The organism is Streptomyces sp. TAA486 (genome assembly GCF_000426165.1).
Window position 1 is genome coordinate 70,501 of the sequence record NZ_AUEV01000008.1, and the last position, 18,104, is coordinate 88,604.

At 70.1% G+C, this 18,104-nt stretch carries 17 protein-coding genes; 15 read left to right on the top strand and 2 right to left on the bottom strand.

What is annotated here, in order from left to right:
* Positions 1 to 6: 6 nt before the first annotated feature.
* The gene (locus I004_RS33730) at positions 7 to 639 is read left to right on the top strand and encodes a phosphotransferase-like protein (protein WP_078511132.1); all 633 of its coding nucleotides are present in this window, start codon (positions 7 to 9) and stop codon (positions 637 to 639) included.
* Here I004_RS33730 and I004_RS0113140 read toward each other — a convergent pair.
* Both I004_RS0113140 and I004_RS0113145 read right to left on the bottom strand, forming a co-directional pair.
* The gene (locus tag I004_RS0113140; RefSeq protein ID WP_037976081.1) at positions 627 to 2,297 is read right to left on the bottom strand and encodes a hypothetical protein; all 1,671 of its coding nucleotides are present in this window, start codon (positions 2,295 to 2,297) and stop codon (positions 627 to 629) included. The genes I004_RS33730 and I004_RS0113140 overlap by 13 nt on opposite strands.
* 121 nt (positions 2,298 to 2,418) lie before the next feature.
* Positions 2,419 to 4,617 (bottom strand): elongation factor G-like protein EF-G2, encoded by a 2,199-nt coding sequence (locus I004_RS0113145; protein WP_028435876.1) that lies wholly within the window; start codon positions 4,615 to 4,617, stop codon positions 2,419 to 2,421.
* Positions 4,618 to 4,833: 216 nt separating this feature from the next.
* Here I004_RS0113145 and pgsA point away from each other — a divergent pair, with 216 nt between their 5' ends.
* From pgsA to I004_RS0113215, 14 genes are all read left to right on the top strand, one after another.
* The gene (gene pgsA / locus I004_RS0113150) at positions 4,834 to 5,478 is read left to right on the top strand and encodes a phosphatidylinositol phosphate synthase (protein ID WP_028435877.1); all 645 of its coding nucleotides are present in this window, start codon (positions 4,834 to 4,836) and stop codon (positions 5,476 to 5,478) included.
* A complete protein-coding gene (locus I004_RS33735; protein WP_051344998.1) occupies positions 5,475 to 6,458 on the top strand; it encodes a phosphatidylinositol mannoside acyltransferase in 984 nt (327 codons plus the stop codon). Before pgsA ends, I004_RS33735 begins: the two co-directional genes overlap by 4 nt.
* Positions 6,455 to 7,615, top strand: a complete 1,161-nt coding sequence (locus I004_RS0113160; protein ID WP_028435878.1) for a glycosyltransferase family 4 protein — start codon at positions 6,455 to 6,457, stop codon at positions 7,613 to 7,615. The genes I004_RS33735 and I004_RS0113160 overlap by 4 nt, the downstream gene beginning before the upstream one ends.
* A 131-nt stretch (positions 7,616 to 7,746) precedes the next feature.
* Positions 7,747 to 8,307, top strand: coding sequence for a membrane protein (locus I004_RS0113165; protein WP_028435879.1), 561 nt, complete (start codon positions 7,747 to 7,749; stop codon positions 8,305 to 8,307).
* A gap of 211 nt (positions 8,308 to 8,518) precedes the next feature.
* Complete coding sequence (gene pdxS, locus I004_RS0113170; protein ID WP_037976085.1) at positions 8,519 to 9,430, top strand: pyridoxal 5'-phosphate synthase lyase subunit PdxS; 912 nt, start codon at positions 8,519 to 8,521, stop codon at positions 9,428 to 9,430.
* A gap of 59 nt (positions 9,431 to 9,489) precedes the next feature.
* A complete protein-coding gene (gene pdxT, locus I004_RS0113175; protein WP_028435881.1) occupies positions 9,490 to 10,101 on the top strand; it encodes a pyridoxal 5'-phosphate synthase glutaminase subunit PdxT in 612 nt (203 codons plus the stop codon).
* 145 nt (positions 10,102 to 10,246) lie between these two features.
* On the top strand, positions 10,247 to 11,005 hold the full coding sequence (locus I004_RS0113180) for a YebC/PmpR family DNA-binding transcriptional regulator (RefSeq protein ID WP_028435882.1): 759 nt from the start codon (positions 10,247 to 10,249) through the stop codon (positions 11,003 to 11,005).
* 226 nt (positions 11,006 to 11,231) lie between these two features.
* On the top strand, positions 11,232 to 11,837 hold the full coding sequence (gene ruvC, locus I004_RS0113185; RefSeq protein WP_028435883.1) for a crossover junction endodeoxyribonuclease RuvC: 606 nt from the start codon (positions 11,232 to 11,234) through the stop codon (positions 11,835 to 11,837).
* Positions 11,834 to 12,469 (top strand): Holliday junction branch migration protein RuvA, encoded by a 636-nt coding sequence (gene ruvA / locus I004_RS0113190; RefSeq protein WP_028435884.1) that lies wholly within the window; start codon positions 11,834 to 11,836, stop codon positions 12,467 to 12,469. Before ruvC ends, ruvA begins: the two co-directional genes overlap by 4 nt.
* Positions 12,470 to 12,610: 141 nt before the next feature.
* Positions 12,611 to 13,711: a Holliday junction branch migration DNA helicase RuvB gene (gene ruvB / locus I004_RS0113195; RefSeq protein WP_028435885.1), complete on the top strand. Its 1,101-nt coding sequence runs from the start codon at positions 12,611 to 12,613 to the stop codon at positions 13,709 to 13,711.
* A 163-nt stretch (positions 13,712 to 13,874) separates the two neighbouring features.
* Entirely contained in the window at positions 13,875 to 14,378 is a 504-nt protein-coding gene (yajC, locus tag I004_RS0113200; protein ID WP_028435886.1) for a preprotein translocase subunit YajC, read from the top strand.
* Positions 14,379 to 14,506: 128 nt separating this feature from the next.
* Positions 14,507 to 16,273: a protein translocase subunit SecD gene (gene secD, locus I004_RS0113205; RefSeq protein WP_028435887.1), complete on the top strand. Its 1,767-nt coding sequence runs from the start codon at positions 14,507 to 14,509 to the stop codon at positions 16,271 to 16,273.
* Between the two features lies 1 nt (position 16,274).
* Positions 16,275 to 17,471 carry a protein translocase subunit SecF gene (secF, locus tag I004_RS0113210; RefSeq protein WP_028435888.1) on the top strand — a complete coding sequence of 399 codons (1,197 nt, stop codon included), beginning with the start codon at positions 16,275 to 16,277 and terminating at the stop codon, positions 17,469 to 17,471.
* Between the two features lie 4 nt (positions 17,472 to 17,475).
* Positions 17,476 to 18,048 (top strand): adenine phosphoribosyltransferase, encoded by a 573-nt coding sequence (locus I004_RS0113215; RefSeq protein WP_051344999.1) that lies wholly within the window; start codon positions 17,476 to 17,478, stop codon positions 18,046 to 18,048.
* Positions 18,049 to 18,104 lie beyond the last annotated feature (56 nt).

The window sequence follows — 18,104 nt, forward strand, 5'->3', positions numbered from 1 at the left end:
GGCCGGATCATCTTCCTCAACGGCACGTCCAGTTCAGGGAAGTCGAGCATCGCCACGGAGCTGCTCGGCATCCTGGACGACGGTGTCTTCTTCCACCTGTCGGTCGACAGCTTCAATGCGATGCGCACGAAGCGGAGCCTCACGGAGGAAGACCTGGACACCGCTCTGCGGCGGACAAGGATGGGATTCCACCGCTCGATCGCGGCCATGGCCGAAGTGGGCAACGACGTCGTCGTCGACCATGTCCTCAGCGAGCCGTGGCGCCTGATCGACTGCCTGACCGTGCTGCGCCCGGAGGACGTGCTGTTCGTCGGTGTCCGCTGCTCACCGGCCGAACTGGCCCGCCGCGAAGAGGCCCGTGGCGACCGCCCGTCGGGCCTGGCGGCGCTTCAGTACGGCCTGGTCCATGAGCACGGCGACTACGACTTCGAATGCGATACGAGTACGGCGAGCGCGCGCGAATGCGCCGAGCTGATCAAGGAATTCCTCCCGCGGCGGCCTGCGCCCACGGCCTTCGCCCGTCTCCGCGCACGGTACTTGGCGGCCGGCCACGAACCAGCTGAGCGGGGACACACGCGATCCACGGAGGGCGGCGCACCCGGACGGAGTGCCGCCGTCCCGCCGCCTCATGCGTCGTAGGCGTCGGCCTTCCGGGGTTCGGCCCCCTGCACGAGGCCGCTGAGGATGAGGGAGCGGGCGCCGAACTGCTCGACGTCGCAGCCGTTCTCCTCGAGTACGCGCATCGCCGCCGCGTGAACGACACGCAGCACCGGAGTGGCCGCACGAAGCGCGTCGTCGGCCATGAAGCGGTGCCGCCACGGCTTGTCCGCCCAGGCGTGACGCAGGCCGAAGGGCTCCGGAAGAGTCAGCTTGCCGCCGAGGAAGTCCAGCACCGGGGGGAACCAGGTGAAGGGCGCGCGGGCCGAGAGCCGCACCACCTCCCGGGCCTCCACCAGGGGCAGGTTGACCTCCTTGGTCTCCCAGAACTTGACGCTCTTGGAGACCTCCTTGGTCTTCGCCTTGGGCTTCGTGGTGAAGAGCGGGTGCACGGGCCCGAGGGCGTGACCTGTGACCTCGATGCGCAGCGTGTGGTGGAGCACCGTCACGGTGATGAGCAGCGTGATCACCAACTGGCCGTCCCAGAGCACGAACTGGACGCCGAGATAATGCCTGTTGCCACTGCCGAACTGCTGCTCGTTGCAGATGCGCTGTATCTCGAAGTCCTTGATGCGGTACCCCTCGACCTCCTGGCCCTCGGGACGCGTGACCTCGGTGGCGCCCTCGCCGATGGGGGAGACGACCCAGTGCCGTATCGAAGGCTTGGGGAAGCCGCCGGTGTGCAGCGGGCCGCGCTCGAGCCGGCGCAACTGGTCGTGGATCGCGCGCACCACGTCCCAGCTGCGGAAGGGGTTGATGTCGGCCTCGGGGTCCTTGGGGATCAGCTCCTCGGCGAGCTGCCAGCTGCCCCAGCGGGTGCCCATGCCGAGTATCCCGCGGGGGCCCGCGTAGTAGACGAGGTTGCTGGCCTGCTCGGCGCTGAGCTTGGCGAGGCCGAGCCGGATGCGCTCGGCACCCTTGTCACCCGGGTCCTGCGGGACGGCCTCGGGGATCTTCGCTCCCACGCCGCTGCCGCCCAGCAGCTGCCCCCACTGCCCGCGCAGCATCTTGGCGGAGCGCTCACAGACCTGCTTCGCCCACAGCCAGCCGACGACCGGGACGATGAACATGGCGCGCAGATAGATGGCGAGCATCCCGTGGAAGGGAAGCTTGAGCATGAACAGCACTGCCAGGCCGCCCAGCGCGACCATGGCGGCCATGCCGAAGGCGCCCATCCGCTTGTCCTGCGCGCCGGCGATCGCACGGCGCAGCTGGAAGGCCAGCAGCCACAGCAGCGTCCCCGGCAGGAACACCACCCCGAAGATGACCATGATGACGGTCAGGCGGGTGTCGCGTTCCTTCCGGATGCGGGTGGCCGCCAGACAGTGCTCGACCACCGTCTGCGGCTCGATGCCGAAGGACTGGATGAGTGCCTTGCGGGCTCCTCCCAGCAGCCGCACCTGCACCGCGCGCGAGAAGGCCTCGCCCAGGTTCGGCTCGAAGAGGGAGACGCGCGGGGCCTTCACCTTCGCGCCGTCGTTCGCGGCGATCAGGTCCGTGATCGGGCCGTCCCGATAGGCGGCGGACGCGAGGGCCTGCGTGGCAGCTGTCTGCCCGCCGGAGCCCGAGAGGGGCACCTGGGCGCCCGGACTGAAGTCGGACGCGGCCTCGATCCCCTCGAAATCCTCGAACCCGGCCACTGAGCCCCCACTTCGTCAAGCTTCGGCGCTGCCCGCCCACGTGCGGTGCCGACCACAGCACATTCCCAACTGCCGCGGCCGGCACACCTCTTCACGTGCCTTTTGTCCAGCGTAACCGCAGTCAGCCGCCGTTCTGGGCGGCTTCCAGGATCTTGCCGGCCAGCTGCTGGGGCATCGGTTCGTGGCAGGCGTACGAGCGTGCGAAGCGGCCCGTCCCGTGGGAGAGCGACCGCAGCTCCACGGCGTACCGGCTGATCTCGATCTCCGGGATCTGCGCCCGTACGAGCGTGTGCCCGTCGGTTGCCTGCTCGGTGCCGGAGACCTTCCCGCGCCTTCCGGACAGGTCGCTCATCACCGAGCCGACATACTCGTCCTCGACGTCCACCTGCAATTCCGCGACGGGTTCGAGGAGATGGATGCGCGCCTTGGAGGCGCACTCGCGCAGCGCGAGCGCGCCCGCCGTCTGGAACGCCGCGTCCGAGGAGTCCACCGAGTGGGCCTTGCCGTCGTGCAGCGTCACCCGGAAGTCCACCAGGGGGTAGCCGGCCGCGACGCCCTTGGCGGCCTGGGCACGGATGCCCTTCTCCACCGAAGGGATGAACTGCCGTGGCACGGCGCCGCCGACGACCTTGTCGACGAACTCGATGCCCGAACCGCCAGGCAGCGGCTCGACCGTGATCTCGCAGATCGCGAACTGCCCGTGCCCGCCGGACTGTTTGACGTGCCTGCCGCGGCCGTCGGCGCCCTCGGCGAAGGTCTCCCGCAGCGACACCTTGTGCGGCACGGAATCGACGTTGACGCCGTAGCGGGTGCGCAGCCGCTCCAGGGCGACGCCCATGTGCGCCTCGCCCAGGCACCACAGGACGAGCTGGTGCGTGTCCGGGTTCTGCTCCAGACGCATCGTCGGATCCTCGGCGACGAGCCGGGACAGTCCGTGCGAGAGCTTGTCCTCGTCGGCCTTGGTGTGTGCCTGGATGGCGACAGGCAGCAGCGGATCCGGCATCACCCACGGCTCCATGAGCAGCGGATCGTCCTTGGCGGACAGGGTGTCGCCCGTCTCCGCGCGGTTCAGCTTGGCCACGCACGCGAGGTCGCCGGCCACGGCCTTGGACAGCGGGCGCTGCTGCTTGCCGAAGGGCGCGGACAGCGCTCCCACCCGCTCGTCGACGTCGTGGTCCTCATGCCCCCGGTCCTCCAGCCCATGACCCGATACGTGGACGGTCTCATCGGGACGGAGCGTGCCGGAGAAGACACGGACGAGTGAGATGCGGCCGACGTAGGGGTCGGATGAGGTCTTGACGACCTCGGCGGCCAGCGGACCGTCGGCGTCGCAGGTCAGCGTCGCGCGCGGCTTGCCCTCCGGCGTGGTGACGGCGGGGATCTCGTGCTCCAGGGGCGAGGGGAAGCCGCCCGTGATCAGCTCCAGCAGTTCGAGCGTGCCCAGGCCGTGCCGTGCGCCTTCCTTTGCGGGCGCCGCCGCCAGCACCGGGTGGAAGACGCCGCGCGCGACGGCCTTCTCCAGATCCTGGATGAGCGTCGGGACGTCGCACTCCTCGCCGCCGAGATAGCGGTCCATGAGGGTCTCGTCCTCGCTCTCGGAGATGATGCCCTCGATGAGCCGGTTCCTGGACTCCTCGATCTGCGGCAGCTGTTCGGGGTCCGGGTCCCGCTCGGTGCGCGTTCCGGAGGAGTAGTCGTAGACGCGCTGGGAGAGCAGCCCTATCAGGCCTTCGACGGGCGCGTGTCCGTCGGCGCCCTCATCGCCGCGCAGCGGCAGGTACAGAGGGATGACGGCGTCCGGGTCGTCGCCGCCGAAGACGCTCTGGCAGACCGAGACCATTTCCTCGAAGTCGGCCCGCGCGGCGTCGAGATGAGTCACGACGATGGCGCGCGGCATACCGACCGCCGCGCACTCCTCCCACACCAGCCGCGTCGCGCCGTCGACGCCGTCGGCCGCCGAGACAACAAAAAGGGCCGCGTCCGCTGCCCGCAGACCGGCCCTCAACTCCCCGACGAAATCCGCATATCCGGGGGTGTCCAGTACGTTGATCCGGATGCCTTCCCACTCGACCGGCACCAGAGAGAGCTGCACCGAGCGGTGCTGACGATGCTCGATCTCGTCGTAGTCGGAGAGGGATCCGCCGTCCTCCACCCTTCCCGCTCTCGTCACCGCCCCGGAGGTCAGCGCGAGTGCTTCGACGAGGGTGGTCTTTCCCGATCCGCTGTGGCCGACCAGTACCACGTTCCGCAGCTTGGATGGGTGGTCGGCCGCCGCTGCCCTGCCGGCGGCTCCGGGGTGTGTGCTCGCCTTGTCGCCCATGTGTCCCGCCTTCCGGTCGACACCTGCGGTGTCCGTCTGGCTTCGTCGCGATAAACAACGCGGTACTTCGAGCTTTCCACCGCTCCGGGCACGCGTCCATACGTAGCGCAGGGCAGCGCCGCGGACCCTGGAACCGCGGGCCTGCGCGCCTGGCTAACATGGGCCCGTCGGTGGCCGTATCCGCTGCCGGGCCCGCCTTCGATCAACGGGACGACCATGCTGAACAAGTACGCGCGTGCGTTCTTCACGCGTGTCCTCACCCCCTTCGCGACGATGCTGCTGCGACTGGGAGTGAGCCCGGATACGGTCACCCTGATCGGCACCGGAGGAGTGGTCGCGGGAGCGCTGGTCTTCTACCCACTCGGCGAGTTCTTCTGGGGCACCGTGGTCATCACGCTGTTCGTCTTCTCCGATCTCGTCGACGGCAACATGGCACGGCAGTTGGGGCGCTCCAGCCGGTGGGGCGCCTTCCTCGACTCGACCCTCGACCGCGTCGCGGACGCGGCGGTCTTCGGCGGCATCGCGCTGTGGTACGCGGGAGGCGGCGACAGCGTCCTGATGTGCGGCGTGACGATCTTCTGCCTCGCGAGCGGCCAGGTCGTCTCCTACACCAAGGCGCGGGGGGAGAGCATCGGGCTGCCGGTGAACGTCAACGGCCTTGTGGAGCGCGCCGAACGGCTCGTCATCACGCTCGTCCTTGCCGGCTTCTCGGGCTTCACGACCTTCGGCGTGCCCTACATCGGCGTGCTGCTGCCCATCGCGCTGTGGATCGTCGCGCTCGGCAGCCTCGTCACGCTCGGGCAGCGGGTGGTGACCGTACGGCGCGAGGCGGCCGAGGCGGAAGGGACGGGCATGGCGTGAGCGGCAACGCGCGCGAGCGGCTGACGGACTCGCTGTACGGGCTGGGCTGGGCCGGCGTGCGCCGGCTCCCGGAACCGGCCGCGGCAGCCCTGGGCCGGAGCATCGCGGACACCGTCTGGAAGCGGCGTGGCAGGGGCGTGCGGCAGCTCGAGGCGAACCTGGCCCGTGTCGTGCCCGGTGCCTCGCCGGAGAGCCTCAGGCAGCTCTCACAGGCCGGGATGCGCTCGTACCTGCGGTACTGGATGGAGTCTTTCCGGCTTCCCGCGTGGCGTGAGCAGCACATACAGGACAGCGTGCACATCCACGACGTGAGGCTGCTGACCGACGGCATCGCGTCGGACCGCGGAGTGATCCTCGCCCTGCCGCACCTGGCCAACTGGGACCTGGCGGGGGCGTACGTCACCACCGCCCTGAAGACGCCCTTCAGCACGGTCGTCGAACGCCTCAAGCCCGAGTCGCTCTTCGACCGCTTCGTCGCCTATCGGGAGGGGCTCGGCATGGAGGTGCTGCCGCATTCCGGCGGGAGCGCCTTCGGCACGCTCGCGCGGCGGCTGCGGGACGGCGGCCTGGTGTGCCTCGTGGCCGACCGGGACCTGTCCGCCTCCGGGGTCGAGGTGACCTTCTTCGGCGAACGCACGCGGATGCCCGCCGGGCCCGCCCTGCTCGCACAGCAGACCGGAGCGATGCTGCTGCCGGTGACCCTCTGGTACGAGGAGTCGCCGAGGATGGAAGGCAGGGTGTATCCGCCCGTCCCGGTGCCTTCGCAGGGCACGCGCGAGGAGAAGACCGCCGTCATGACGCAGGCCGTCGCCGACACCTTCGCCGGCGGCATCGCCGAGCACCCCGAGGACTGGCACATGCTCCAGCGGTTGTGGCTCTCGGACCTTCCGGCCCGCCCCGGTCCGGGGGGTGGTGCCGGTGCCCGGCAGGAGGACACGGTGGGAGGGCACGTGAGGTCCGGGGAGGAGCGGGAGGCATGAGGATCGGGATCGTCTGCCCGTACTCCTGGGACGTCCCCGGCGGAGTCCAGTTCCACGTGCGGGACTTGGCGGAGCACCTGCACCGCCTGGGGCACGAGGTCTCCGTGCTGGCGCCGTCCGACGACGAGACGCCGCTGCCGCCGTACGTTGTCTCCGCGGGCCGCGCCGTACCCGTGCCCTACAACGGCTCCGTGGCGCGGCTGAACTTCGGCTTCCTCTCCGCCGCCCGCGTACGGCGCTGGGTGCACGACGGCGGCTTCGACGTGCTGCACATTCACGAACCGGCCACTCCCTCCCTCGCGTTGCTCGCCTGCTGGGCGGCGCAGGGCCCCATCGTCGCCACCTTCCACACCTCCAACCCGCGCTCACGGGCGATGATCGCGGCGTACCCGATCCTGCAGCCCGCTCTGGAGAAGATCAGCGCGCGGATCGCGGTGAGCGAGTACGCACGGCGTACGTTCGTCGAACACCTCGGTGGTGACGCCGTCGTCATTCCCAACGGCGTCGACGTCGACTTCTTCGCGCGCGCCGAGCCCAAGGCCGAGTGGCAGGGCGGCACGATCGGCTTCATCGGCCGGATCGACGAACCTCGCAAGGGACTTCCCGTCCTGATGAAGGCACTCCCGCGCATCCTCGAATCGCTGCCCGGGACGCGGCTGCTGGTCGCGGGGCGGGGCGACGAGGAGGAAGCCGTGGAGGACCTCCCCGAACACGTGCGGGAGCGCGTCGAGTTCCTCGGCATGGTCAGCGACGAGGACAAGGCACGCCTGCTGCGCAGCGTCGACCTGTACGTGGCGCCCAACACGGGAGGCGAGTCCTTCGGGATCATCCTCGTCGAGGCGATGTCGTCCGGTGCTCCGGTGCTCGCCAGCGATCTGGACGCCTTCGCCCAGGTGCTGGACGGGGGAGAGGCCGGCGAGCTCTTCCCCAACGCGGACGCCGGAGCCCTCGCGGACGCCGCGGTGCGGCTGCTGTCCGACCCGGAGCGGCGGGAGCGGCTGCGAGACTACGGAAGCCGCCACGTACGGCGCTTCGACTGGTCCACCGTCGGCGCCGACATCCTGGCCGTCTACGAGACAGTGACCGACGGCGCCGCCGCCGTCTCGCCCGACGAACGCATCGGACTGCGGGCCCGCTTCGGCCTGGCCCGTGACTGAGCGGGCCGGCGTCGCCCGGTGCGTGCGGCGGGCACCGATGGCTCCGAGCGGTCCCGCTGCCCCCGGGCGTGCGGCCGGCGACGGCTGAAGTACCCGGCGACAGCTGAAGAACGAGGGAGAGCGCGGAAGCGATGCCCACCATGACCACCCTGATCCTGCTCGTCGTAGCCGTGCTCCTCATCGGCGTCTACCTCAGCTGGACCGCCGGACGGCTCGACCGGCTGCACGCCCGCATCGACGCCGCGCGGGCCGCGCTCGACGCGCAGCTGCTCCGACGGGCCTCCATCGCGCAGGAGTTGGCCACCGCCGGTGTGCTCGACCCCGCGGCGTCGATGGTCCTCTACCAGGCCGCGCACGACGCGAGACAGGCGCCGGAGGAGCAGCGCGAGGTCGCCGAGAGCGAACTGAGCCAGGCGCTGCGAGCCGTGTTCGACGAGAGCGCGCAGGTCGAGGCCGTACGTGCCGCACCGGGTGGAGAGGACACGGCCGTCGAACTCGCCGCGGCCGTACGGCGGGTGCCGATGGCGCGGCGCTTCCACAACGACGCGGTACGTGCCGCGCGTGCGCTGCGGCGCCACCGAACCGTCCGCTGGCTCCGGCTGGCCGGCTACGCGCCGTTCCCGCTGGCCTTCGAGATGGACGACGAGCCGCCGCCGGCGCTGGCGGACCGGGGCAACGGAGCGCCCGGGTAGGCGCGGCGAGCGGCAGCAGCGGAGCAGCGGCGACGGCGCGACCGGGAGCCGGGCCACGGGCCTCGGGACTGCCCGGCGGGCAGTCCACCGCAGCCGGATTGGCCCTTTTCCAAGGCCACCCCTCTCCGGGACTGTGTACGCAGCGGGCCTACCATGGTCCTGTCGTACTTTTTACCGTCGAGTGAGGTCATACGTGTCCAGCCCGTCTTCCGTGCCCTCTGCCACCTCCGCCGCCCAGGCCCCCGAGACCGGCACCGCGCGCGTCAAGCGCGGCATGGCCGAGCAGCTCAAGGGCGGCGTGATCATGGACGTCGTGACGCCGGAGCAGGCGAAGATCGCCGAGGACGCCGGTGCCGTCGCGGTCATGGCGCTCGAGCGGGTCCCGGCGGACATCCGCAAGGACGGCGGCGTCGCGCGGATGTCGGACCCCGACATGATCGAGGGCATCATCGAGGCCGTCACGATCCCGGTGATGGCCAAGTCCCGCATCGGCCACTTCGTCGAGGCGCAGCTCCTCCAGGCGCTGGGCGTCGACTACATCGACGAGTCCGAGGTCCTCACCCCGGCCGACGAGGTCAACCACAGCGACAAGTTCGCCTTCACCACGCCCTTCGTGTGCGGCGCCACCAACCTCGGTGAGGCTCTGCGGCGCATCTCCGAGGGCGCCGCCATGATCCGCTCCAAGGGCGAGGCGGGCACGGGCAACGTCGTGGAGGCCGTGCGGCACATGCGTCAGATCAACGGCGACATCGGCAGGCTCAAGTCGCTGGACAGCCACGAGCTCTACGGCGCCGCCAAGGAGCTGCGCGCACCGTACGAGCTGGTCAGGGAGGTCGCCGCGCTGGGCAAGCTGCCGGTGGTCCTCTTCTCCGCCGGCGGTGTCGCCACTCCCGCGGACGCCGCGCTGATGCGTCAACTCGGCGCCGAGGGCGTCTTCGTGGGGTCCGGGATCTTCAAGTCCGGTGACCCGGCCAAGCGCGCCGCGGCGATCGTGAAGGCCACGACCTTCTACGACGACCCGAAGATCATCGCCGATGCGTCGCGCGGCCTCGGTGAGGCCATGGTGGGCATCAACTGCGACACCCTGCCCGAGGGCGAGCGCTACGCCTCGCGCGGCTGGTGACCGTCCCGGCGCCGTAGGCCTTCCGCAAGGAACAACACCCGTACGAGAGGCACCCGTTCGTGAGCACTCCCACCGTCGGCGTCCTCGCCCTTCAGGGCGACGTACGTGAGCACTTCGCCGCCCTGGACGCGGCGGGCGCGGGGACGTGCGCCGTGCGACGTGCCGAGGAACTGGCCGGCGTGGACGGCCTGGTCGTCCCCGGCGGCGAGTCGACGACGATCTCCAAGCTGGCCGTCCTCTTCGGCCTCATGGAGCCGCTGCGTGAGCGAGTGCGGGCGGGGATGCCGGTCTACGGTTCCTGCGCTGGCATGATCCTTCTCGCGGACAAGATCCTGGGCACCGCCCCCGTCACCTCCGGTGGGCAGGAGCAGGAGACCATCGGCGGGATCGACATGCTCGTGCGCCGCAACGCCTTCGGGAGGCAGAACGAGTCCTTCGAGGCGCCGCTCGACGTGAAGGGCGTGGAAGGTGGCCCCGTCGAAGGAGTCTTCATCCGGGCACCGTGGGTGGAGTCGACGGGGGAGCGCGCCGAGGTCCTGGCCGTCCACGACGGGCACACGGTCGCGGTGCGCCAGGACGCCCTGCTGGCGACGTCCTTCCACCCCGAACTCACGGGTGACCACCGGGTGCACGCGATGTTCGTGGAGATGGTGCGCAGCGCACGCGGCTGACCACCCGGCGTGCACGCCCCGTTGCGCCCGCCACCGCCCGGACGGCACGGGCCTGGGGCGGGAGAGCGGGGCGGTCGGTGCTCTGAGCCGCTGACGGTAGGATCTCCGCGTCGGTTCATGTCGGTGACGTCGAAGGAGCGAGGCTGTGTCCGGCCACTCTAAGTGGGCAACCACCAAGCACAAGAAGGCCGTGGTCGATGCCAAGCGCGGCAAACTCTTCGCCAAGCTGATCAAGAACATCGAGGTCGCCGCCCGTACCGGAGGAGCCGACCCCGACGGCAACCCGACCCTCTACGACGCCATCCAGAAGGCGAAGAAGAGCTCGGTCCCCAACAAGAACATCGACAGCGCGGTCAAGCGCGGCGCCGGCCTTGAGGCAGGCGGTGCCGACTACGAGACGATCATGTACGAGGGCTACGGCCCCAACGGTGTCGCGGTGCTCATCGAGTGCCTCACCGACAACCGCAACCGCGCCGCCTCCGACGTGCGCGTCGCCATGACCCGCAACGGCGGCTCCATGGCGGACCCGGGTTCCGTCTCGTACCTCTTCAACCGCAAGGGGGTCGTGATCGTCCCCAAGGGTGGCGACGGGCTCTCCGAGGACGACGTGCTCGCGGCGGTCCTGGAGGCCGGGGCCGAGGAAGTCAACGACCTGGGCGAGAACTTCGAGGTCATCAGCGAGGCCACCGACCTCGTCACCGTGCGCACGGCCCTGGTGGACTCGGGCATCGACTACGAGTCCGCCGACAACAGCTTCCTGCCCACCGTGCAGGTGCCGTTGGAGGAGGAAGGCGCCCGCAAGATCTTCAAGCTGATCGACGCGCTCGAGGACAGCGACGACGTGCAGAACGTCTTCGCCAACTTCGACGTCGACGACGAGGTCATGGCGAAGGTCGACGCCTGACGTCCAGCCCGAGGCCGCCGCACCGGCCGCCGCCTGCGGAGAGCCGCACGCGGCGGCCGCGTCGTCTCCGCTGCCCGCAACTACCGCCGGGATCCGAACCGTTCACCGAACCGTTCACCGGCCCGTTCGCGCATCCGTGCCGGTACGTTGCCGCAGGATTGTCGGTGCCTGCCGATAACCTGCGGGAACACAGTCGGAGCGCGAGGCGTGAGCAAGGAGGACGGGCGTGCGTGTGCTCGGTGTCGATCCGGGACTGACCCGCTGCGGCATCGGTGTCGTCGAGGGGGTCGCCGGCAGGCCGCTGACGATGAAGGGGGTCGGCGTCGTACGCACACCGGCCGACATCTCCGTCGCCGAACGCCTCGTCATGATCGAGCAGGGCATCGAGGAGTGGCTCGACCGGCACGACCCCGAAGCCGTCGCCGTGGAGCGGGTGTTCAGCCAGCACAACGTCCGCACGGTGATGGGCACGGCACAGGCGAGCGCGGTCGCGATGCTGTGCGCAGCGCGCCGCGGGCTGCCTGTCGAGCTCCACACTCCCAGCGAGGTCAAGGCCGCGGTCACCGGCGCGGGCAGGGCGGAGAAGGCCCAGGTCGGCACCATGGTCATGCGGCTGCTGCGGCTCGACGAACCACCGCGTCCGGCCGATGCCGCCGACGCCCTCGCGCTTGCGATCTGCCACATCTGGCGCACGCCGCTCCAGCAGCGCCTCAACCGCCTCCAGCAGGCGCACGCGAGGCACGCCGCGGCCTCCTCACGCCCGCCCGGTGCAGGTGCACAGGCTGCCGCCGCGGACGACCCCGCACGAGCCCCGAAAGGCACCTCCCGATGATCGCCTTCGTTTCCGGCACCGTCGCATCTCTCGCCCCCGGCACGGCAGTTGTCGAGGTCGGCGGTGTGGGCATGGCTCTGCAGTGCACGCCGGGCACGCTCGCCCAGTTGCGCGTCGGGCGGCACGCCCAGCTCGCAACCTCCCTCGTCGTACGGGAGGATTCGCTGACCCTGTACGGCTTCGACGACGAAGACGCCCGGCAGACCTTCGAGTTGCTGCAGACGGCCAGCGGAGTCGGGCCACGCCTCGCCCAGGCCATGCTGGCCGTCCATTCGCCGGACGCGCTGCGGGCTGCGGTCTCCAACGGCGACGAGAAGGCACTCACGGCCGTGCCGGGCATCGGGAAGAAGGGTGCGCAGAAGTTGCTGCTGGAGCTCAAGGACCGCCTCGGCGAGCCACTGACCGCCGCGGCGGCACACCTTCCGGGGCAGGGTGCGGGCGCGGCGGGCGGCAGTGGCTGGCGCGGCCAACTGCACTCCGCTCTCGTCGGGTTGGGCTATGCGACGCGGGAGGCGGACGAGGCAGTCACGGCTGTCGCGCCGCAGGCCGAGGAGGCGGCGGCCTCCGGCGCGGAACCGCCCGTACCGCAGCTGCTGCGCGCCGCGCTCCAGACGCTGAACCGGGCGCGGTGAGCCGCGGGTGACGCTGCGCAGGAGAGTTGCCGGGGCGCGAACCCGGACGTGGCAGGGGCCGCCCTGCGCCGACGCCCCGCGGGAGCCGCACAAGAGCCACATGCACGGCCCCGTGCACCACCACAGTCGGAGGCAGACGCCATGAGCGGCGAGGAGTACGCAGGAGCGGGCGCGGCGGACGACGGCACGGACCGCCTCGTCGGCCCCGAGGCGGACAGCGACGAGAGCGCGGTGGAGGCCGCGCTGCGCCCCAAGGAGCTGAGCGAGTTCATCGGCCAGCCCAAGGTGCGGGAGCAGCTCGATCTGGTGCTGAAGGCCGCCCGCCAGCGTCACGGCACGGCCGACCACGTCCTGCTCTCCGGCGCCCCCGGTCTCGGCAAGACCACCCTCTCCATGATCATCGCCGCGGAGATGGGCGCCCCCATCCGCATCACCTCGGGCCCGGCCATCCAGCACGCGGGGGACCTCGCCGCGATCCTCTCCTCGCTCCAGGAGGGCGAGATCCTCTTCCTCGACGAGATCCACCGGATGTCACGGCCCGCCGAGGAGATGCTCTACATGGCGATGGAGGACTTCCGCGTCGACGTGATCGTCGGCAAGGGCCCCGGCGCCACCGCCATCCCGCTGGAGCTGCCGCCCTTCACCCTGGTCGGCGCCACCACGCGTGCCGGGCTGCTGCCTCCGCCGCTGCGCGACAGGTTCGGGTTCACCGCCCACATGGAGTTCTACGAGCCGGCCGAACTGGAGCAGGTCGTCCACCGTTCCGCGCGCCTGCTGGAAGTGCGTACGGACGCCGAGGGCGCCGCCGAGATCGCCGGCCGCTCCCGCGGCACGCCGCGCATCGCCAACCGCCTGCTGCGCCGGGTCCGCGACTACGCCCAGGTCAAGGCGGACGGGTTCATCGACCGGGAGATCGCCTCCCGTGCCCTCGGCGTCTACGAGGTGGACGAGCGGGGTCTGGACAGGCTCGACCGCGCTGTCCTGGGCGCCCTGGTGAAGCTTTTCGGAGGCGGTCCCGTGGGCCTCTCCACGCTCTCCGTGGCTGTGGGGGAGGAGCGCGAGACCGTCGAGGAGGTGGCCGAGCCCTTCCTCGTACGGGAGGGATTGCTGGCCCGCACACCGCGCGGCCGCATCGCCACCCCGGCGGCCTGGGACCACCTGGGGATGGCCCGTCCCCCGCAGACCCACGGGCGCCCGGATTCCCCCGCGGGGCCGGGGCAGGCGGGCCTCTTCGGAGAGTGACGTGCACCGCCGGGGCAGACCAGGAACCCCAGTGGCACCCTTGACGTTGTTCCATTGGCGAGGGCTCGCTTAGACTCCGCCGACGCCGTCCCTTTACGGGCGGCACGCCCACCCCGAAACCCGGCCGCTTCTGTCGCGGTCCGTCGAAGGACTTTCTCCCGCCGTGAATATCGTTACTCTCCTCCCCTTCATCGTGCTCATCGGGGCCATGTTCCTGATGACCCGGTCCGCCAAGAACAAGCAGCGCAAGGCCGCCGCCATGCGTGATGCGATGACGCCGGGCACCGGTGTCCGCACGATCGGCGGCATGTACGCCACCGTCAAGGAGATCCGCGACGACACGGTCCTCCTTGAGGTTGCTCCCGGGACGCACGCCCTCTACGCCAAGAACGCCGTCGGCGCCGTGCTCGAGCAGGAGGAGTACGAGCGGATCGTGAACGGCGCGCCCAGCGACCTCGAGATCGGCAAGACCGTCGTCCCGGACGACGCCTCCTCGCTCACCTCGGACGACGACGCCGACAGCTCCAAGGTCGACTTCGCCAAGGACGACGACGAGTCCGCGTCCGCCGAGGACGCCAAGACCAAGGCGGCCGACGCGAAGGGCGAGTCGGCAAAGGGCGACGACCAGCCCGAGGACGCCAAGCGGAAGGGCACCGACTCCGAGTAAGGTCGGCGCCGCCGGGCCACTGACCGGGCCCGGCGGCGAAGCACGTCCGCAGACCATTTGTGCGCCGCGTGGCGGCCCCACTCAACTCCTGGGCCGGCACAGGCTGCTGGGACAGGAGAGACGAGAAGGTGGCAGCACCGAAGAAAGGCCGCAGGAGCCCGGGCGCACACGCGAAACCTTGGCGTTCGCTGTTGCTGATCCTGCTGGCCCTGGTGGGCCTGACCGGGGGAATGTTCTTCTCCGGTCACAGCACCCCCCGGCTGGGCATCGATCTCGCCGGCGGTACGAGCATCACGCTCGAGGCCAAGAACCAGCCGGGGAAGCCGAACGCGATCAATCAGACCAACATGGAAACCGCCGTTGGCATCATCGAGCGGCGTGTCAACGGTCTGGGTGTGTCGGAGGCCGAGGTCCAGACCCAGGGCGACCGGCACATCATCGCGAACATCCCCCGCGGCACCAATGAGAAGCAGGCGCGCGAACAGGTCGGTACGACCGCCAAGCTGGCCTTCCGGCCCGTGCTGACGTACATGCCGACCACCAAGCAGCCCAAGCCGCCGCAGCAGCAGCCCTCGCAGTCCCCCTCCAAGTCGCCCTCGCAATCCAGCGAGAGCCGGAGCAGCCAGGGCCAGCAGGGCGGCGGCCAGGACGACCAGGGCCGTGCCGTCACCGACGGGCTCAAGGCGAAGGCCGCAGCCGCCGCACCCGGCGACGACAAGCCCAGTCCCAAGCCGGACAAGACCACGCCGCCCACCACGCCTCCGCAGCAGCAGCTGCCGCCCGGTGTCCCGCCGGAGCTGGCGAAGAAGCTGCAGAAGCTGGACTGCAACGGCAAGCAGGCCAAGGCCAAGGTGAGCGAGCGGGCCTCCGCCGCCAAGTCCGGCGAGCCGGTCCTCGCCTGCGACTCCAAGGAGAAGATCAAGTACGCGCTCGGTCCGGTCGGTGTCGAGGGCAAGAACGTCACCGACGCCAAGGCCCAGTTCGACCAGCAGCGCGGTCAGTGGATCGTCACCATGTCCTTCGACGGCAAGGGCTCCGACGACTTCGGTGACACCACGGGCAAGCTCGCCAAGAAGCAGCAGCCGCAGAACCAGTTCGCGATCGCCCTGGACGGCGAGGTCGTCTCCGCGCCCTCCGTGAGCCAGCGGCTGTCGGCCAACGCCGAGATCTCCGGAAGCTTCACCCAGGAGTCGGCCCAGGAGCTGGGCAACATCCTCTCCTACGGCGCCCTGCCCCTCACCTTCGAGGAGTCGGACGTCACGACGGTGACCCCGGCCCTCGGCAGCGAACAGCTGATGGCGGGCCTCATCGCCGGTGCGATCGGGCTGGGACTCGTCGTGATCTACCTGGTGGCGTACTACCGGGGACTGTCCATGATCGCGATTCTCAGCCTCCTGGTCTCCGCGGTGCTGACGTACACGATCATGTCGTTGCTCGGCCCCGCCATCGGCTTCGCGCTGAACCTCCCGGCGGTGTGCGGTGCGATCGTCGCCATCGGTATCACCGCGGACTCGTTCATCGTCTACTTCGAACGCATCCGCGACGAGATCCGCGAGGGACGAACGCTGAGGCCCGCCGTCGAGCGGGGCTGGCCACGTGCCCGGCGCACGATCCTGGTCTCCGACTTCGTGTCGTTCCTCGCCGCGGCGGTGCTGTTCATCGTCACCGTCGGCAAGGTGCAGGGCTTCGCGTTCACGCTCGGACTGACCACGCTCCTGGACATCGTCGTGGTCTTCTTCTTCACCAAGCCGCTGATGACGCTGCTGGCACGCACGAGGTTCTTCTCCAGCGGTCACCCCTGGTCCGGTCTCGACCCGACCAGGCTCGGGGCCAAACCTCCAATGCGCCGCGGCCGACGCGCGTCCGCCGTCCGCACCGACCCGAAGGAGGCATGAGATGTCGCGACTCGGCAACATTGGTGCCCGGCTCTACCGCGGTGACGTCGGCTACGACTTCATCGGCAAGCGCAAGTTCTGGTACGGCGTCTCCATCCTGATCACGATCACGGCGATCGTGGGTCTCGTGGTCCGCGGCCTCAACATGGGCATCGAGTTCCAGGGCGGCGCGGTGCTCACCACGCCCAAGACAACCGCCTCCATCCAGCACACGACCGAGGTCGTGGAGAAGGAGTCCGGCCGCGCGGCGATCGTCCAGCAGCTGGGCAGCGGCGGCATGCGCATCCAGATCGCCGGTCTGGACACGGACAAGTCCACGGAGGTCAAGGAATCCATCTCGAAAGAGCTGAAGGTCGACGCCAACCAGATCGACACTCAGCTCGTCGGCCCCAGCTGGGGTGAGCAGATCGCCAACAAGGCGTGGCTGGGTCTGGGGATCTTCATGGTCCTCGTGGTGATCTATCTGGCCATCGCCTTCGAGTGGCGGATGGCGCTGGCGGCGCTCATCGCGCTGATCCACGACATCACGATCACCGTCGGCATCTATTCGCTCGTCGGGTTCGAAGTCACGCCGGGCACCGTCATCGGTCTGCTGACGATTCTCGGTTACTCCCTCTACGACACCGTCGTCGTCTTCGACAGCCTGAGAGAGAGCAGCCGGACCGCCACCAAGCAGACGCGCTACACCTACAGCGAGCTCGCCAACCGCAGCATCAACTCCACCCTGGTGCGTTCCATCAACACCACGGTCGTGGCGCTGCTGCCCGTAGCGGGGCTGCTTTTCATCGGCGGCGGTCTGCTGGGCGGCGGCATGCTGAACGACATCGCGCTCTCCCTCTTCGTGGGTCTCGCGGCCGGTGCGTACTCCTCGATCTTCATCGCGACGCCGCTCGTCGCCGACTTCAAGGAGCGTCAGCCGGAGATGAAGGCCCTCGCCCGCCGCGTGCGGACCAAGCGCCTCAAGAACGAGGACCGCGAAGCCCGCGAGGACGAGGAGGACGGATTCGAGGGCGACGGACCGTCCGACGGCTTCGAGGGCCCCGGACACGGCAGTGTGCAGGCCCCGGACGCTGCGACGGCGGGTGCCGGAGTCGTCGGCCCGCGCGGCCGGAGCGAGGCATCCGGTTCCCGGAGCCAGCGGCGCCAGCCGCCCTCGCGCAACCGCAGCCGCAACCGTCCGTCCGGAAAGCGCAGGTGAGCCGATGACCGGCATCAGCGAGCCCGAGGCCGCGGTCCCCGGCGCCGTGCGGGACATGCTGCTCGGCCGGATCCGGGACGTGGCGGACTACCCGGTGCCCGGGGTGATGTTCAAGGACATCACGCCGCTGCTCGCCGACCCCGAGGCGTTCACGGTGCTCACCGACAGCCTCGCCGCGATCTGCTCCCGGCGCGGTGCCACCAAGGTCGTCGGCCTCGAGGCGCGGGGCTTCATCCTCGCCGCCCCGGTGGCCGTGCGGGCCGGGCTCGGCTTCATCCCCGTACGCAAGGCCGGCAAGCTCCCGGGCGCCACGCTCGCGCAGTCCTACGAGCTGGAGTACGGCACCGCCGAGATGGAGGTGCACGCCGAGGACCTCACCTCGCAGGACCGGGTGGTGATCGTCGACGACGTGCTGGCCACAGGGGGCACCGCCGAGGCCTCGCTTCAGCTGATGAGGCGGGCCGGGGCACAGGTCGCCGGCATCGCGGTCCTGATGGAGCTCGGTTTCCTCGGCGGCCGGGACAAGCTGAAGCCCTCGCTGCGCGATGCCCCGTTGGACGCATTGGTCACGGTCTGACCACGACAGGACGCCACGAGGCGGTCACCCGGTACGTTCTCCCCAGGAGACGCGGG